This is a genomic window from Joostella sp., from assembly GCF_048266025.1.
Lineage (GTDB): Bacteria > Bacteroidota > Bacteroidia > Flavobacteriales > Flavobacteriaceae > Galbibacter > Galbibacter atrarenae.
Map to the genome: position 1 here is coordinate 892,875 of NZ_JBLXAF010000001.1, position 14,915 is coordinate 907,789.

The window sequence follows — 14,915 nt, forward strand, 5'->3', positions numbered from 1 at the left end:
AGGCTTGAGTAGGAATAACTATCCTTTAATTTTTAAATATTGTAGCGTATGTATGTACTTAAAAGAGACGGTAGAAGTGAGCCTATTATGTTCGACAAGATTACGGCAAGAGTTCGTAAACTTTGCTATGGGCTAAACGAGTTAGTAGATCCAGTAAAAGTCGCGATGCGTGTTATCGAAGGACTTTACGACGGAGTTACAACTTCAGAATTAGATAATTTAGCAGCAGAAATTGCCGCTACAATGACAACAACGCATCCAGATTATGCGCGTTTGGCAGCTAGAATATCTGTATCTAATCTTCATAAAAATACTAAGAAATCGTTTTCAGAAACGATGACCGATCTTTATGAGTATGTAAATCCCCGTACAGGAAAAAAAGCGCCTTTACTTTCTGATGAAGTTTATGATGTAATCAAAAAAAATGCGGACAAGCTAGATTCTTTGATTATCTATAATCGTGATTTTGGATATGATTACTTCGGATTTAAAACATTGGAGCGCTCTTATCTATTGAAATTAAATGGAAAGATTGCGGAGCGCCCGCAACATATGCTAATGCGTGTTTCTGTAGGAATCCATTTAGATGATTTAGACAGTGTTTTAGAGACGTATGAGTTGATGTCGAAAAAATATTTTACACACGCTACCCCTACATTATTTAACTCAGGAACGCCAAAACCACAAATGTCTTCTTGTTTTTTAATCACAACGAAAGAAGATAGTATTGATGGAATCTACGATACATTAAAGCAAACAGCGAAAATATCACAATCTGCTGGGGGTATTGGTCTATCTATTCATAATATCCGCGCTACAGGAAGTTATATTGCTGGAACCAATGGAACTTCGAATGGAATTGTTCCTATGTTGAAAGTTTTTAATGACACAGCTCGCTATGTGGATCAAGGAGGAGGTAAACGTAAAGGATCGTTTGCTATTTATATAGAACCTTGGCATGCTGATATTTTTGATTTCTTAGATCTTAAAAAGAATCATGGGAAAGAAGAAATGAGAGCGCGAGACCTTTTCTATGCAATGTGGATGCCAGATTTATTCATGAAGCGTGTAGAAGAAAATGGCGAGTGGACGCTTATGTGTCCTAATGAATGTCCGGGTCTTTGTGATGTTCATAGTGAAGAATTTGAAGCTTTATATACAAAATACGAACAAGAAGGGAAGGGAAGAAAAACAATCAAGGCGCGTGAACTTTGGGAGAAGGTATTGGAGTCTCAAATTGAAACGGGAACGCCATATATGTTATATAAAGATGCTGCCAATAGAAAATCCAATCAAATGAATTTAGGGACGATTCGTTCTTCAAATCTTTGTACGGAAATTATGGAGTATACTTCTCCAGATGAGGTTGCGGTTTGTAACCTTGCGTCTATTGCATTGCCAATGTTTGTAAAAGGACAAGAATTTGACCATAAAGAGCTTTTTAAGGTAACAAAAAGAGTAACAAGAAACTTAAACCGTGTAATTGATAGAAATTACTATCCAGTTAAAGAAGCTGAGAATTCTAATTTCCGTCACAGACCAATTGGATTAGGAGTACAAGGATTGGCAGATACTTTTATAAAACTGCGTATGCCTTTTACTTCTGATGAAGCTAAAAAGTTAAATCAAGATATTTTTGAAACACTTTATTTTGCAGCTGTAACTGCTTCTATGGAAATGGCAAAAGAAGAAGGGCCTTACCAAACATATGAAGGTTCACCAATTTCAAAAGGAGATTTCCAACACAATTTATGGGGAATTAATGATGACGAACTTTCTGGAAATTGGGACTGGGGAAAACTTAGAAAAGAAGTACTTAAGAATGGAGTTAGAAACTCACTTTTAGTGGCGCCAATGCCTACAGCTTCAACTTCTCAGATTCTTGGAAATAATGAGTGTTTCGAGCCGTACACTTCTAATATTTATACACGAAGAGTACTTTCTGGTGAATTTATTGTAGTTAATAAGCATTTATTAGAAGACTTGGTAGATTTAGGTCTGTGGACAGAAGAGTTGAAGCAAGAGCTTATGAGGGCTAATGGTTCTATTCAGCATATAGAAACAATTCCTGAAGATATTAGAGAGCTTTATAAAACTGTTTGGGAGTTAAGTATGAAAGATATTATCGATATGTCTCGCCACAGAGGGTATTTTATCGATCAGTCGCAATCGCTTAATTTATTTATGGAAGGTGCAAACTACGCCAAACTTACTTCGATGCATTTCTACGCTTGGAAAAGTGGACTTAAAACAGGAATGTATTATTTAAGAACCAAGTCTGCTGTAGATGCCATTAAATTCACAGTAGATAACACTAAAAAGTCTGCTGTTGTTCCTGCCGAAGCTGCTAAAGTAGGTGCTAAAGCTGTAGCTTCAACACCAGTAGCTGTAGAGCCGTTGTCTCCACAAGAGTTAAAAGAGATGCTAGCTAAATCTAGAGATGGTGAAGATGACGATTGCTTAATGTGCGGATCTTAATCAAATAAATAATTTTGACATTATATAAAAGGGAAGTTGTTTTTTGCAGCTTCCCTTTTTGCATTACTCTAACAAGCAATGTAAAACTTACGTTAATCCATCTTAATATTTTGTCGGTGCTTATGCAATAGCCTATCTTATAGCTATGGAAAATGTATTAGTAGCAGGTGCCAACGGTACCACAGGAAAAATAATAGTAAATCTTTTAGATAAATCTCAATATTTCACGCCCATTGCAATGGTTCGTAGTAAAGATCAGCAATCGCAATTTGAGAACAAGAATATAAAAACCATTTTAGGCGATTTGGAAGAAGATCTTTCGCATACGGTAAAAGATATCGATAAAGTTATTTTTGCCGCTGGTTCGGGTGGTAAAAAGGTTGTAGAGGTTGATCAAGAAGGAGCGAAACGATTGATAGATGTTTCTAAAGTAGCAAACATCAAAAAGTTTGTAATGTTAAGTTCTATGGGAGCAGATAATCCTGAATCTGTAGATCAATTAAAAGATTATTTGATAGCTAAACAAAAGGCAGATCTTCATTTAAAAGATAGTGGATTGCAATTTACAATTGTTCGTCCTGGAGCTTTAAAAAATGATGCTGGCGTTGGAATGATTCAGCTAAAGGAAAAACTTAATAAAAGAGGTGATATCAGTAGAGAAGATGTTGCACAAACTTTAGTTAGGGTATTACATGATGACGCTGCGAACAATGCAGTATTTGAAATCTTAGAAGGTGATACTTTAATAGCAGAAGCCATTGATAAAGTGTAACTTTCTATTGTAAGATATAAACAAAAGAGGGACATTGTGTATCGCAATGTCCCACTTTATTTATTGATAATGTTTATTATTTATCTTCATCAACAGTAATCTCTGCTTTTGGTACAGAGCTATCATATTGATCGTTGTACATTTCTAAAAGATTCATAGTAGCTACCACAAGATCTTTTGTTTCAGTTAATAAGCTAAAGTAAAGAGATGTGTTTTTCGGACTTGATTCTTCAGTACGAGTTCTTGAAATTTGTTTTTCAATCTTCTTACTTACACTTTCTAAAAGTCCTTGCTTCTCTTTGATAATTGTACTTATATCTTCAAAAGCACGCGCATCAAAACTCTTCTTAATATTCTTGAATAATGATTGAATATCATTCTGAAGTTCTAATAATTCTCGCGTTTGATTGAATTTTAGTTTCTTATGATTGTTATTAACGTGTTTGTATGATGATTTACCAATATATTCTAATGATTGAGCCATATCTTGAAGATATCCTAACACATTTATATAGAAATGGCTAGCTCCAACACTAGATTCATCTAAATTCTTTATAAAATAGAATACACTTTCTTGAAGTTCATCAATCTCTGAAGTAAGTTTATCATTACCTTTCTTAGACTTCTTAAGTTGTTTTAAGTCTTCTTTAGAAAGTCCAGTAATAGCGTCAGTATAAATTTTTGAAGCTCTGTTCGCCACAGCAGCTATATTATCTGCACTTTCTTCGATAACACCTTGAATAGAGCTGCTTTCTGCTCTGTTAAGACTGTCTTCTTCTTTTATTCCGCTAGATTTCTTTTTGTAGTTTAAGTAGTTTCTAACTAATAAAATAATAGCAAAGAATAAAAGAATAGCGATTGCTGCTGGTCCTCCAATATAGATTAGGTATGCCATTACTGCTGCTGCGATAAATGCAGAAAATGCAGTAAAGAACCAACCTCCAATAACATTAAATACCCCTGCTACACGATATACAGCACTGTCTCTTCCCCAAGCTCTATCTGCTAAAGAAGTACCCATTGCTACCATAAAGGTTACATATGTTGTAGATAATGGTAGTTTCATTGAAGTTGCTACAGAAATAAGAATCCCAGCAATCATTAAGTTTACAGCTGCTCTAATAAGATCGAAAGCAGGTAATTCTGGGTCATTTTTCTTATCTGCAGAAATTACAGGTTTTTCAAACTGTGCGTTTATTTTTCTCTGTGTTTCTTTAGGTAAAACTAAGTTTATTCCTTGGCTAGCTTTTGTAGAAGCTCTAACAATCCATCTTGATAATAAGTTAGGCTGAAATTTCTCTTTCCCTTCATCTTGTCTTGATAGTCCTATTTCTGTTTCAGCAACAGATCTAGCCTTTTTAGAGAACCATAATGTTAATACCATAACACCACCTGCTATAAAAAGTAATAGAGGCTCTGTAGGTACTTTTTCAGCTAGCGATCCCATTGCAAATTGATCGGGAGCAACTCCAGATCCAGCCCATGCTTCGTATGAGTGGTATGCAGCCATTGGAACACCAATGAAGTTTACAAGGTCATTTCCAGAGAAAGCTAAAGCCAATCCGAAAGTTCCCATTACAATAACAAGGACTAAAATATTCTTCTTAAAAACACGCATGTATAAGAAAGAAAATAAAGACCAAAATATAAAGCTTCCGATTAGTACTAATAATTCATTTCCTTCTGTAACACCTTTTATGTTGTCGTAATAAGGAGTTCCTTTAAGACCTTTCATGAAAATGAAATAGGTAATTCCTGTCAGAGCGAAACCTCCAAATAAAGCTCCGAAATTTTTCATTCTTTTCTCATAATGAAAAGAAAATATAAGTCTCGATATAAATTGTACGATGGCTCCTACGGTAAAAGCAATTACTACGGAAAGTAAAATTCCAGAGATAATGACCAGTGCTTGGTCAGAATTGATGTATTTAGAAAGATCAGCTACTGTTTCGCTGTCTGACGCTCCAATTTTTATAAGTGCAACAGCTACAGCGGCTCCTAATAATTCGAAAACTATGGAAACAGTTGTTGAGGTTGGCATTCCTAGAGTGTTGAAGAAGTCTAACAGAAGAATATCTGTTATCATAACAGCCATGAAAATGATCATGATCTCATTAAACATAAATTCCTTGGGGATAAAAATTCCTTTTCGGGCAACCTCCATCATTCCACTAGAAAAAACAGCTCCGATAAAGATACCTAAGCTGGCAATAATCATGATAGATTTAAAGGATATTGCCTTAGAGCCTATCGCGGAGTTAAGAAAGTTAACGGCGTCGTTACTAACTCCGACAATTAGATCGGCGATAGCTAGAATCGCTAAAGCTACAATCATTAACAAATAAATATTATCCATAATATCAAATATAATTATTCTGTTTTATATAACTACTTACTATTCAGTTTTTTGCCCGTAAAGCTTTTCAAGCTTCAAAAATCAATATTTTATTCGGGTTATTACTATATCTTTTTACCTTTTTTGGTATTTTTTTAAAAATGTACTTCTAACTGCAACCTTGCCATTAATTGATTTGTGTTTTCGTATACTGATAAATAGCTAAAATCTGTTTGAACTTTTAATTTATGACCTACAATATATTTTGAAACTCCTAATGTGTATTGGTTTTGTGTGCTTTTTAAAGTTAAAGATCTGTCCAAATCTATGTTTGTGTAACGAGTACTTACTTCCCAATTATTTTTAAATAGATAACCAGCTTGTAAGTTTACAGCATTCCCAACCTGTACAATGTCTCCAGTTGCAGTTCCGTCAGAATTCTTAGCTATGGGATCGTCAGCATTTCGATCTGCATATTCTCCTAGAAAAGAAAGGCCTTTATATTTAAACACGGCATCTATAAATAATGTGGAAATATCCGTTTGGTACTCTCCTATATCATTTTCCATAAAGCTCCCCATATTGCTCCTCGTTTTTATGGCATCATCATTAAAATCGTACGAGGCTGCAATCATTAGTTTGGGTACTTCTTCACGATTTAATGCGCTTCCTTGATATTCATTGTTGCCTTTAAAAGCTCCAAATGGAAGCAATTCTATTCTTCCCGTGTATTGGTATCCTCCTTTGTTTCCTACAGTTACATTTCTCCCTTCTCCTTGAGAAAAAGCAAATATATCTCTGATTAAAAATTTTGGGGTGATATTGAAATGATGTCTTATTTGTGCTCCTATATCTCTGTCGATGTTAAATTCAGCATTTAGTAAAGAACGATCTACAAATTGTAAGTTTCCTGAAGAAGTTACACGCTCCACATTTCCAGGTAATTTGGTTTGTCCTACCCACAAGCTGAAATTTTTGTAAAAATTCCATTTCACTAATGCATCATAAATATATCTTGGGGTGTTGTTTGTATATTTTGAAGCTCCAGAAATATCTCTGTTGGATAATCCAATTTCTATTTTATAAGTCAACTTTTCATCGAGAATAAAACCATCGAATTTTAAACGTGCTCTACGGATTAAGAAGTTGGTGTTAGCATCGCCTATATTACCATCTTCTTCACTCCATATTGCACTTCCAAGTAATTGCATTCTGGTACCAAACTTCATACTCCAAGTGCTGTCTTTCCCGACAATATTTAAAATTCCCTTGCCAAAACGAGGTGCCTTAACTTCTTGAGCATTTATACGCATGCAGAAGAAGCTAAACAGCATAAATACTGTTAATAAATACTTCATTTATTTCTTAGTTTTTGTCGCTGCAAAGAACAGATTGTAATGTTAAGAAATTGTTTCCTGTATATTATTTAATTAAGAATAATATACGAAAAAAAAGGCTGCCTTTTGGCAGCCCTCATATTTCTATAACGAAGTCGACAAAAACTAAGTGTTAATGAAATATCATATAATTAAATGAAGCAGCAAAAATCTAGTTTTAACTTCAGTTATATGTAAACAAATAATTAAGTTAGTATTAATTTTTCTTTTGAAGTTGGGCATTGATATGGTTGCATTCTATTTTTATAGATGTCTTTATTGCAGATTATTTGCAACAAGTAATTTGCCTAATATGCTATTATAAATTTACACAATGTTCCTTTTTAAGGAATCTGTAATGTATCTTGCAATCCTAAATTTATAGTATGAATTGGGAAGAATTATTGTCGCTTAAAAGAGCAAACGATACACACAAAAGACTTCGTAAAGAAGAGAATGAAACTCGATTAGGGTTTGAAGTTGATTATGACCGAATTATATTTTCTTCTGCCTTTAGAAGCCTACAAGATAAAACTCAAGTAATCCCTTTATCAAAAACCGATTTTGTACATACACGATTAACTCACAGCTTAGAAGTTTCTGTTGTTGGAAGGAGTTTGGGAAGAACCGTGGGGAAAGCTATTTTAGAAAAACATCCTTATTTATCTGAAGTTCATGGTTACAAATTTAATGATTTTGGTGCCATTGTTGCTGCTGCTGCGTTGTCTCATGATATTGGAAATCCTCCTTTTGGACATAGTGGAGAGAAAGCAATAGGAGAGTACTTTAAAAATGGAAATGGATTAAATTATAAATCTCAATTAACGGATAAAGAATACCAAGATTTAATAGATTTTGAAGGGAATGCAAATGGATTTAAAATTTTGACTGAAAGCCGAGAAGGTATTATTGGTGGTTTACGATTAAGCTACGCTACTCTTGGAGCTTTTATGAAATATCCAAAGCAATCGCGTCCCAAAAAGCCTACAAGTAAAATTGCAGATAAGAAGTTTGGTTTTTTTCAATCTGAAAAAGAAGTTTTTTATGATGTAGCTAAAGAGTTAGGCTTGATTGAAACGAGAATAGGAGAAGATTTTTCTTACGCGCGTCATCCATTGACTTTTTTAGTTGAAGCTGCAGATGATATTTGTTATACTATTATAGATTTTGAAGACGGAATTAATCTTGGTTTGATTCAAGAGAAATATGCCTTAGAGTATCTTATCAAATTAGTAAAGGACTCTATTAATACGGATAAATACCATTCTTTAACAACCAAAGAAGATCGATTAGGTTATTTACGAGCGCTATCAATAAGTACATTAATAGCAGATGCAGCACGAATTTTTATTGAAAATGAAGAGGCTATTTTGAATGGGGATTTTCATGTGTCATTGCTTGAAAAATCAAAGTACAAAGCGCAGATTGAAGATATTATTAGCTTAAGTATTCAGAATATTTATCGTAGTAATGAAGTTATTCAGAAGGAAATAGTAGGTTATAAGATAATTAATCAACTTTTAGATGTTTTTTGCGGAGCTGTAATGAGAACTAGTGATGGAACTGCTACAAATTATGATAAATTAATTTTAAATATTCTTCCAGAAAAGTATAAAGTAATGTCTGGAGGTTACCTTTCATTATTATCTGTAGCGCAGTTTGTGGCAGGTCTTACCGATGGAAACGCATTGATGATATTCAATAAAATAAACGGAAGTTTAGTATAGCGTAATAAACTACTGAAGCGATATTATAAAAGGTTCCATTTTTAAGTTGGAGCCTTTTTTTAGGTCTTAAAATAGATGTTCTGAATAGTGCAAGGGAATTAAAAATTGTAAATAACCCCCACTCCTAAAGCTTGCTTAAACTGAATTCTAGGACCATATGTTATTTTTTCTCCGGATGGCGCTTCATATTCTTCAAACTTAACATCGTTATCATAAATAACTTGGGTTCCAATATTTGCAACCACATAGTCATTTACCTTAAGTTCTACATCTAATAACCAGTTAATATCCACATTTCCAAAACTGTTTAGATAATCGGTATACAACGTTAGTCTATTTGAAAGAAACATGTTTTTATAGATCTTAGTTTGATATGAATTTGTGATTAAAAAACCGAGTTCTGTTACTACTTGTTTACCATCTTTAATCTTCACTCCATTTGCATCGTAAACAGCTTTATCTACACCGAAAGCACCTTGATCTGCCAAATCTTGATCTAAAACAAACGTAGATTTTTGAGTGATAGGAGAAACGTATAATTCAAAATCTTTGTCTTCTGGAGAGTATTCACTACCAAAACCAAATAAGAAATACCCTGGAGCCATAAAACCTGAAATAGGGGTGTCTGTATCCGGATATTTGTAACCATTTGTAAACTGAGTATTGAAATTGGCTTTAGCAGAGAAATACCAATTAGATAGATCTTCCATTTTAAAACCTAAAGTAGAATTTATAGCAAATGCATCCTCCGTTTTTCTAATTTTTTGACCTTCTTGTACGTTAAGACCATAACGCATTATCATTTCGTTATTCCACTGTACTTTTTTGTGCTTATAGTTTCTTTCAAACTTAGCATTTCCCAATCCGCTTATGGAGTTATTTCCCCCAGCATTCCAGTTTACAAATGCAATTTCACTAATGTTCATCCCAACCTTATTGACACGTGACCAACGAGGGGGTAAAGGTTTATATTCTTTAATGATTTTTGTGAGGTTGATGGTATCTCTTCCAGAGATAATAAAAACTTCTTTTGTTTTCTCATTAGTGTACACTTGCTGATCATCATCTTGAGCTTGCGCTAACGCTAAGAACATGAAAAAGAAGATAGTAAGAGAAATTCTCATTGTTAAGGTCAGAGTATTAGTTAGGATTAACAAAAATGGTGAAAAAAGATGTCTTATAAAAATTTATTAAGCTTTTGGGCTATACTTTTTGAATTGATACCTATAATTTCCTGTAATTCTTCAACGCTTCCCTGTTCTATAAATTGTTTAGGAACACCTAAAATTACTATTCTGTTGGAATATTGATGCTTAACTGCAAATTCTGATATAGCGCTCCCCATTCCTCCATCTATAACCCCATCTTCTACAGTGAAGATAGTTGCGTATTTTGAAAATATATCGTGTAGCATTTCTTCATCTAAAGGAGCTACAAATCTTAAGTCGTAATGAGAAATTTTATCTGTATCTAAGCTGTCTATTGCTTCAGAAACATTTTGAGACATATTGCCAATACTTATAACGGCAATTTCACTTCCTTTTTTTAGTAACTGCCCTTTTCCTATTTCAATTTCGGTAAAAGGCTGCCTCCAATCAATAGTTACACCTCTTCCTCGCGGATAACGAATTGCAATAGGAAGATTTAATCCTAGTTGTGCGGTATACATTATATTTCGGAGTTCGATTTCATTTCTAGGAGCAAAAATTATAAGGTTAGGAATGCATCTTAAAAAGGCAATATCAAATACTCCATGATGTGTAGCACCATCTTCTCCCACTAGTCCGGATCGATCCAGACAAAATATTACAGGAAGCTTTTGGATGGCTACATCGTGAACCACTTGATCGTAAGCTCGCTGTATAAAAGTAGAATAGATATTGCAAAAAGGAATCATGCCTTGTGTGGCCATTCCTGCGGCAAGAGTAACAGCATGCTGCTCTGCAATACCAACATCAAAAGCACGATCAGGGAACTTTTCCATCATATATTTTAAGGAGCTTCCAGTTGGCATAGCTGGAGTAATACCAACAATCTTATCGTTTTGTTCTGCTAATTCTATTATTGTGGCTCCAAATACGTCTTGATATTTTGGAGGTGTAATTTTGTTAGGTTTTATGATGAGTTCTCCAGTATTCTTATCAAATTTCCCTGGAGCATGGTATTTTACTTGATCTTCTTCAGCCTGCTTTAATCCTTTTCCTTTGGTGGTAATTACATGTAAAAACTTCGGCCCGCTCATGTTTTTTAAGCGTTCCAGTTCTTTTAATAAACGAGGTATATTATGACCGTCTATCGGACCTCGATAATCGAAATTAAGCGCTTTTATTATGTTAGTTTTAGCAAGCTGCCTGTCTGTTTTTACATTGGTAAGATATTCTTTTAGAGCACCTACACTAGGGTCGATTCCAATAGCATTGTCATTTAGAATAATCAGTAAGTTAGCGTCACTCACACCAGCATGATTAAGTGCTTCAAAAGCCATCCCGCTTGCTATGGAAGCATCTCCGATAACTGCTATATGTTGTTTTTCTTCTTCTCCTTTTAGATTAGAAGCGATCGCCATCCCTAAGGCTGCAGAAATAGAAGTAGAGCTATGTCCAACACCAAAAGTGTCATAAATACTTTCTTCTCTCTTTGGGAAACCACTAATTCCATTTAGTTGACGATTGGTATGGAAAACCGATTTTCTTCCTGTTAATATCTTATGTCCATATGCTTGATGTCCAACATCCCAAACCAATTGATCTGTGGGAGTGTTGAAAATGTAATGGATGGCAATAGTTAGTTCTACAACACCTAAACTGGCTCCCAAATGCCCTTCTTTTGTAGAGACAATATCTATAATATAATCTCGCAGCTCCTTAGCAACGGTAGGAAGGTCTTCTCTTTTTAATTTCCGAAGATCTTCAGGGAGTGTTATCGTATCTAAAAATGCATAATCCATAGTGCAAAAGTACAAACTATGTGTCGTTATTGTACATTATTTATTGGAAGTGATGTTTTTATTAAAAATGGATGTTAGAAACCAAATTCAGAGTCTTTTAGCTGTTTCTTCTGCCCACTTTTCAACTCTTTCTCCAAAGCAAGCCGAAATTGAGTCAACTCCCAAAACGCTCCCTTTAGCGAGTCTTCCTAGCACAGCTAATGATTTTATTTTTTTATCTTCTTCAGTTATTACACTCGCATTTTTATCAGTTTCGATTCCCAATTTACTATGAAAAGGACTAATTAATTCATCAGACAATAGTCCTTTTATTATTGGTGAATTAACTTTTAACAGTTTTGGCGAATTTAGAACGCTATTGATCATAACTCTAGCAGTTATCGATTTTTCATGCTTAGAAAGGATCCATCCTTCTGATGATAATTTTATTTCTGGATTGTTTATGTAATCTAATACTAAGATATCTGCGTTAATAAGTGCTATTATTTGCTGCATACTTTCCACTGGTGGGCCATAAGAATATCTTTTCATGCGGTCATAAAGAGCTATAGCTAGATATAAAACATCTTCCTCTATTTTAGCATGAGAAAATGCATTATACATAACCGAATGGCAATGTCTCCATACTTGCCCAACGCAATAATCTAAAGACATTGGCGCTATATTTATTGCCATATTAATATAGCTTTGTATGGTTTTTTTTGGATCTTTTTTATTCTTTGCTAAAAGGGGATGCTGGAAATCTTCATCCGTAAGCCAATTTATTATTGTATCATGTATTTGCTCAATGCTATAATTATCTGTTTTTACTTTTGAAGGGAGTTTTATGAAAATACCACTAGAAATTTTAGCAATAGCATTTTTAAAAAAATGAGTGTCTTTTGCTTCTACATTTCCTGAAGTAACTTCGATTAGTGACTTAGAAAATTCTTTAAATTCTTCTTCTGAAGGTTTAAATAGATTATCAATGTTTATGTTTAGCGGTTTTGGTACAGCTAGTTTTCCATCTAATGAAAAAGGGATTATTTTTTTTGGAGTATTCTTACCACTTTTAAAAATAGATTGATATGTCGACGGATTGATAATTTCGAAATGTCCTCCTTTTTGTATTGTTAAAGCTCTTAAAATATCAATCATGGATAAGCCCATACCTCTAATTGCAATATTATTTTCTGAAGAGATTAATTTTGAATTTAGGTATTTCTTTATAGGATAGGCATCCTTTACAAGTAAAACAGAAGGCTCTTCCTTAGAATAATGAGTCCACTTTTTGAGTTGATCTGAGTCTTCCGTAGGTTGATGACCAATTGTGAGTAGAACTTCATCAAACTGATATTTGTTTAAGGATTGATCTGTTAAGGTAAAATAATTTTTGTTTTTAGAAACGTTGATGATTTTCGTTTTTTGTAATTCGATTTTTTTCACCGCTATTAAAGGAACTGCTAACGAGCTGAAACGTTCTTTAAAATAGCTACCAATCTTATTTCTAGCAGGAAATACATCAGGAGTTTTAGTGTCTAAGTTTACACAAGCCCATTTATGGTAGGTTTCAAATTCAGGCAAAATGATGTTATCATATTTTATTTTAGGCCTGTTAGGAAGCTCTTTTAGGTCTCTTTCGGATATATTTAGCCAATTAGTATTTGGTTGATCTATATTCCATATTTCTCCAGCTCCAGGATTTTCAGCAGTTTCAAATAGAGTAATTGCTGCTTTTTTATTTTGATTGCTTAAATGTTTTATAAAACTTTCTAACGCAGACAAGCCCCGCGGACCAACACCAATAATCGCAATTTTTTTCATTTCTATAGTATGCAAAAGAATCGTTTACTAATGTAGGGTATTTATTGATATTTCTCTGTTTTTGAATGATAACACTTTTCATTTCGAATCGTATCTTTGTTTTATGATAGATCCTTTTGACGATTCTTATTTTATGAAAAAAGCCCTTCAAGAAGCAGAAATAGCTTACGAAAAAGGGGAAATTCCTGTAGGGGCAATTGTGGTTGTAGAAAACAGGATTATTGCACGTGCTCATAATTTAACTGAAACATTAACCGATGTTACTGCGCATGCCGAAATGCAGGCAATTACTGCGGCTTCAAATTTTCTAGGAGGAAAATACTTGTCAGGTTGTACATTGTATGTTACGCTGGAGCCTTGCCAAATGTGTGCTGGAGCTTTGTATTGGAGTCAGATTTCTAAGATTGTTTATGGAGCTACAGATCAACAACGTGGATATAATGCTATGCAAACAAAATTGCATCCTAAAACACAGGTAGTTTCTGGAATTCTGGAGGAAGAAGCAGCAATCTTAATGAAGCGTTTCTTTATCGAAAAGAGGAATCTTAACTAATACTATTTGTTATATAAATCCTTAAGGGAAAAGCTTGTAAAGCTAATCTTTAGTTTTATATCTGTAAGTTAAATAGATAAGGCCTATTATAAAACCGATGGCTAGTAACACATAAGCTACTATTTTTAGCGTAAAAACAAATAGCGCTATTAAGCCGGCTAGTGTGCAAAGAAGTCCTATGATAAAGAGTGTAGATTTCATATTCAATTTTTAATGAATTTAAGAATAAGAAAACACTAAAACAAAAAAAGTCGCCCTTTAGGACGACTCTAATTCTACAAAAATAAAATATCTTTAGCCGATTACTTGCACGTGTGCAGCAACCATACCTTTTCTTCCTTCTTCTTCTTCGTATTCTACTTTGTCACCTTCGTTTAGCTCAACACCTTTAAGTTCAGTTACGTGAACAAAAATGTCTTTACCTGTTTCGTCGTTGGTAATGAATCCGTAACCTTTTGATTCATTGAAAAATTTTACTGTACCAGTCATTATAAATTGTAATAAAAATTAAAGTACCAAATGTACCAATTAAATTGTAAGGACAAATAAAATATGTCACTTTTATTTTAAAAATTATTGATTTTCAGTGTTTTCGGGCTTTTTGTCGTTCATTTTATCAATATTATCCTTGGTTAACATGTAATCTGTTATCTTTTTATCCTTGGATCTCGAGAATAGAAACAACGGAATCAGTAAAAATGAGAATGATAAGACGCCAATTCCTATAATTCTGTCTCCAATTAAGTCATTGTCTTGCCATTTATAATAATATCCCACTATAAATGCGATTAGGATTGCAATAAATAATATCTGTACAACTCTTTTCATAAGATTCAGAAAATATGTTTTATAATTTATTATTGTTTTGAAATATGACTTTTGGGATGTTTAAACATGCAATTGTAAACGTATTCCCTTCAGCAA

General features: G+C 33.7%; 11 protein-coding genes. 4 read left to right on the forward strand and 7 right to left on the reverse strand.

Going from position 1 to position 14,915, the window contains the following annotated elements:
- Positions 1-48 precede the first annotated feature (48 nt).
- Both ACN0TY_RS03820 and ACN0TY_RS03825 read left to right on the forward strand, forming a co-directional pair.
- Positions 49-2,478: a ribonucleoside-diphosphate reductase subunit alpha gene (locus ACN0TY_RS03820; RefSeq protein ID WP_417443418.1), complete on the forward strand. Its 2,430-nt coding sequence runs from the start codon at positions 49-51 to the stop codon at positions 2,476-2,478.
- 145 nt (positions 2,479-2,623) lie between these two features.
- Positions 2,624-3,250: an SDR family oxidoreductase gene (locus ACN0TY_RS03825; protein ID WP_417443419.1), complete on the forward strand. Its 627-nt coding sequence runs from the start codon at positions 2,624-2,626 to the stop codon at positions 3,248-3,250.
- A 76-nt stretch (positions 3,251-3,326) separates the two neighbouring features.
- Here ACN0TY_RS03825 and ACN0TY_RS03830 read toward each other — a convergent pair whose 3' ends face one another.
- Together ACN0TY_RS03830 and ACN0TY_RS03835 are read right to left on the reverse strand one after the other, a co-directional pair.
- Positions 3,327-5,606 (reverse strand): inorganic phosphate transporter, encoded by a 2,280-nt coding sequence (locus tag ACN0TY_RS03830; protein ID WP_417443420.1) that lies wholly within the window; start codon positions 5,604-5,606, stop codon positions 3,327-3,329.
- Between the two features lie 134 nt (positions 5,607-5,740).
- Positions 5,741-6,943, reverse strand: coding sequence for a porin (locus tag ACN0TY_RS03835; protein ID WP_417443421.1), 1,203 nt, complete (start codon positions 6,941-6,943; stop codon positions 5,741-5,743).
- A gap of 404 nt (positions 6,944-7,347) precedes the next feature.
- On the opposite strand from ACN0TY_RS03835, the gene ACN0TY_RS03840 reads away from it, so the two are divergent.
- Positions 7,348-8,688, forward strand: a complete 1,341-nt coding sequence (locus ACN0TY_RS03840; RefSeq protein ID WP_417443422.1) for a deoxyguanosinetriphosphate triphosphohydrolase — start codon at positions 7,348-7,350, stop codon at positions 8,686-8,688.
- A 98-nt stretch (positions 8,689-8,786) separates the two neighbouring features.
- On the opposite strand, the gene ACN0TY_RS03845 is transcribed toward ACN0TY_RS03840, so the two are convergent.
- From ACN0TY_RS03845 to ACN0TY_RS03855, 3 genes are all read right to left on the reverse strand, one after another.
- The gene (locus ACN0TY_RS03845; protein WP_417443423.1) at positions 8,787-9,812 is read right to left on the reverse strand and encodes a DUF3078 domain-containing protein; all 1,026 of its coding nucleotides are present in this window, start codon (positions 9,810-9,812) and stop codon (positions 8,787-8,789) included.
- Between the two features lie 53 nt (positions 9,813-9,865).
- Positions 9,866-11,635: a 1-deoxy-D-xylulose-5-phosphate synthase gene (gene dxs, locus ACN0TY_RS03850; RefSeq protein WP_417443424.1), complete on the reverse strand. Its 1,770-nt coding sequence runs from the start codon at positions 11,633-11,635 to the stop codon at positions 9,866-9,868.
- 87 nt (positions 11,636-11,722) lie between these two features.
- Positions 11,723-13,438 carry an FAD/NAD(P)-binding protein gene (locus ACN0TY_RS03855; protein ID WP_417443425.1) on the reverse strand — a complete coding sequence of 572 codons (1,716 nt, stop codon included), beginning with the start codon at positions 13,436-13,438 and terminating at the stop codon, positions 11,723-11,725.
- Positions 13,439-13,541: 103 nt separating this feature from the next.
- Here ACN0TY_RS03855 and ACN0TY_RS03860 point away from each other — a divergent pair, with 103 nt between their 5' ends.
- Complete coding sequence (locus ACN0TY_RS03860; protein ID WP_417443426.1) at positions 13,542-13,991, forward strand: nucleoside deaminase; 450 nt, start codon at positions 13,542-13,544, stop codon at positions 13,989-13,991.
- A 294-nt stretch (positions 13,992-14,285) separates the two neighbouring features.
- Here ACN0TY_RS03860 and ACN0TY_RS03865 read toward each other — a convergent pair whose 3' ends face one another.
- Positions 14,286-14,480 carry a cold-shock protein gene (locus ACN0TY_RS03865; protein WP_008611726.1) on the reverse strand — a complete coding sequence of 65 codons (195 nt, stop codon included), beginning with the start codon at positions 14,478-14,480 and terminating at the stop codon, positions 14,286-14,288.
- Between the two features lie 84 nt (positions 14,481-14,564).
- Entirely contained in the window at positions 14,565-14,819 is a 255-nt protein-coding gene (locus tag ACN0TY_RS03870) for a hypothetical protein (protein WP_236957736.1), read from the reverse strand.
- Positions 14,820-14,915: the final 96 nt, after the last annotated feature.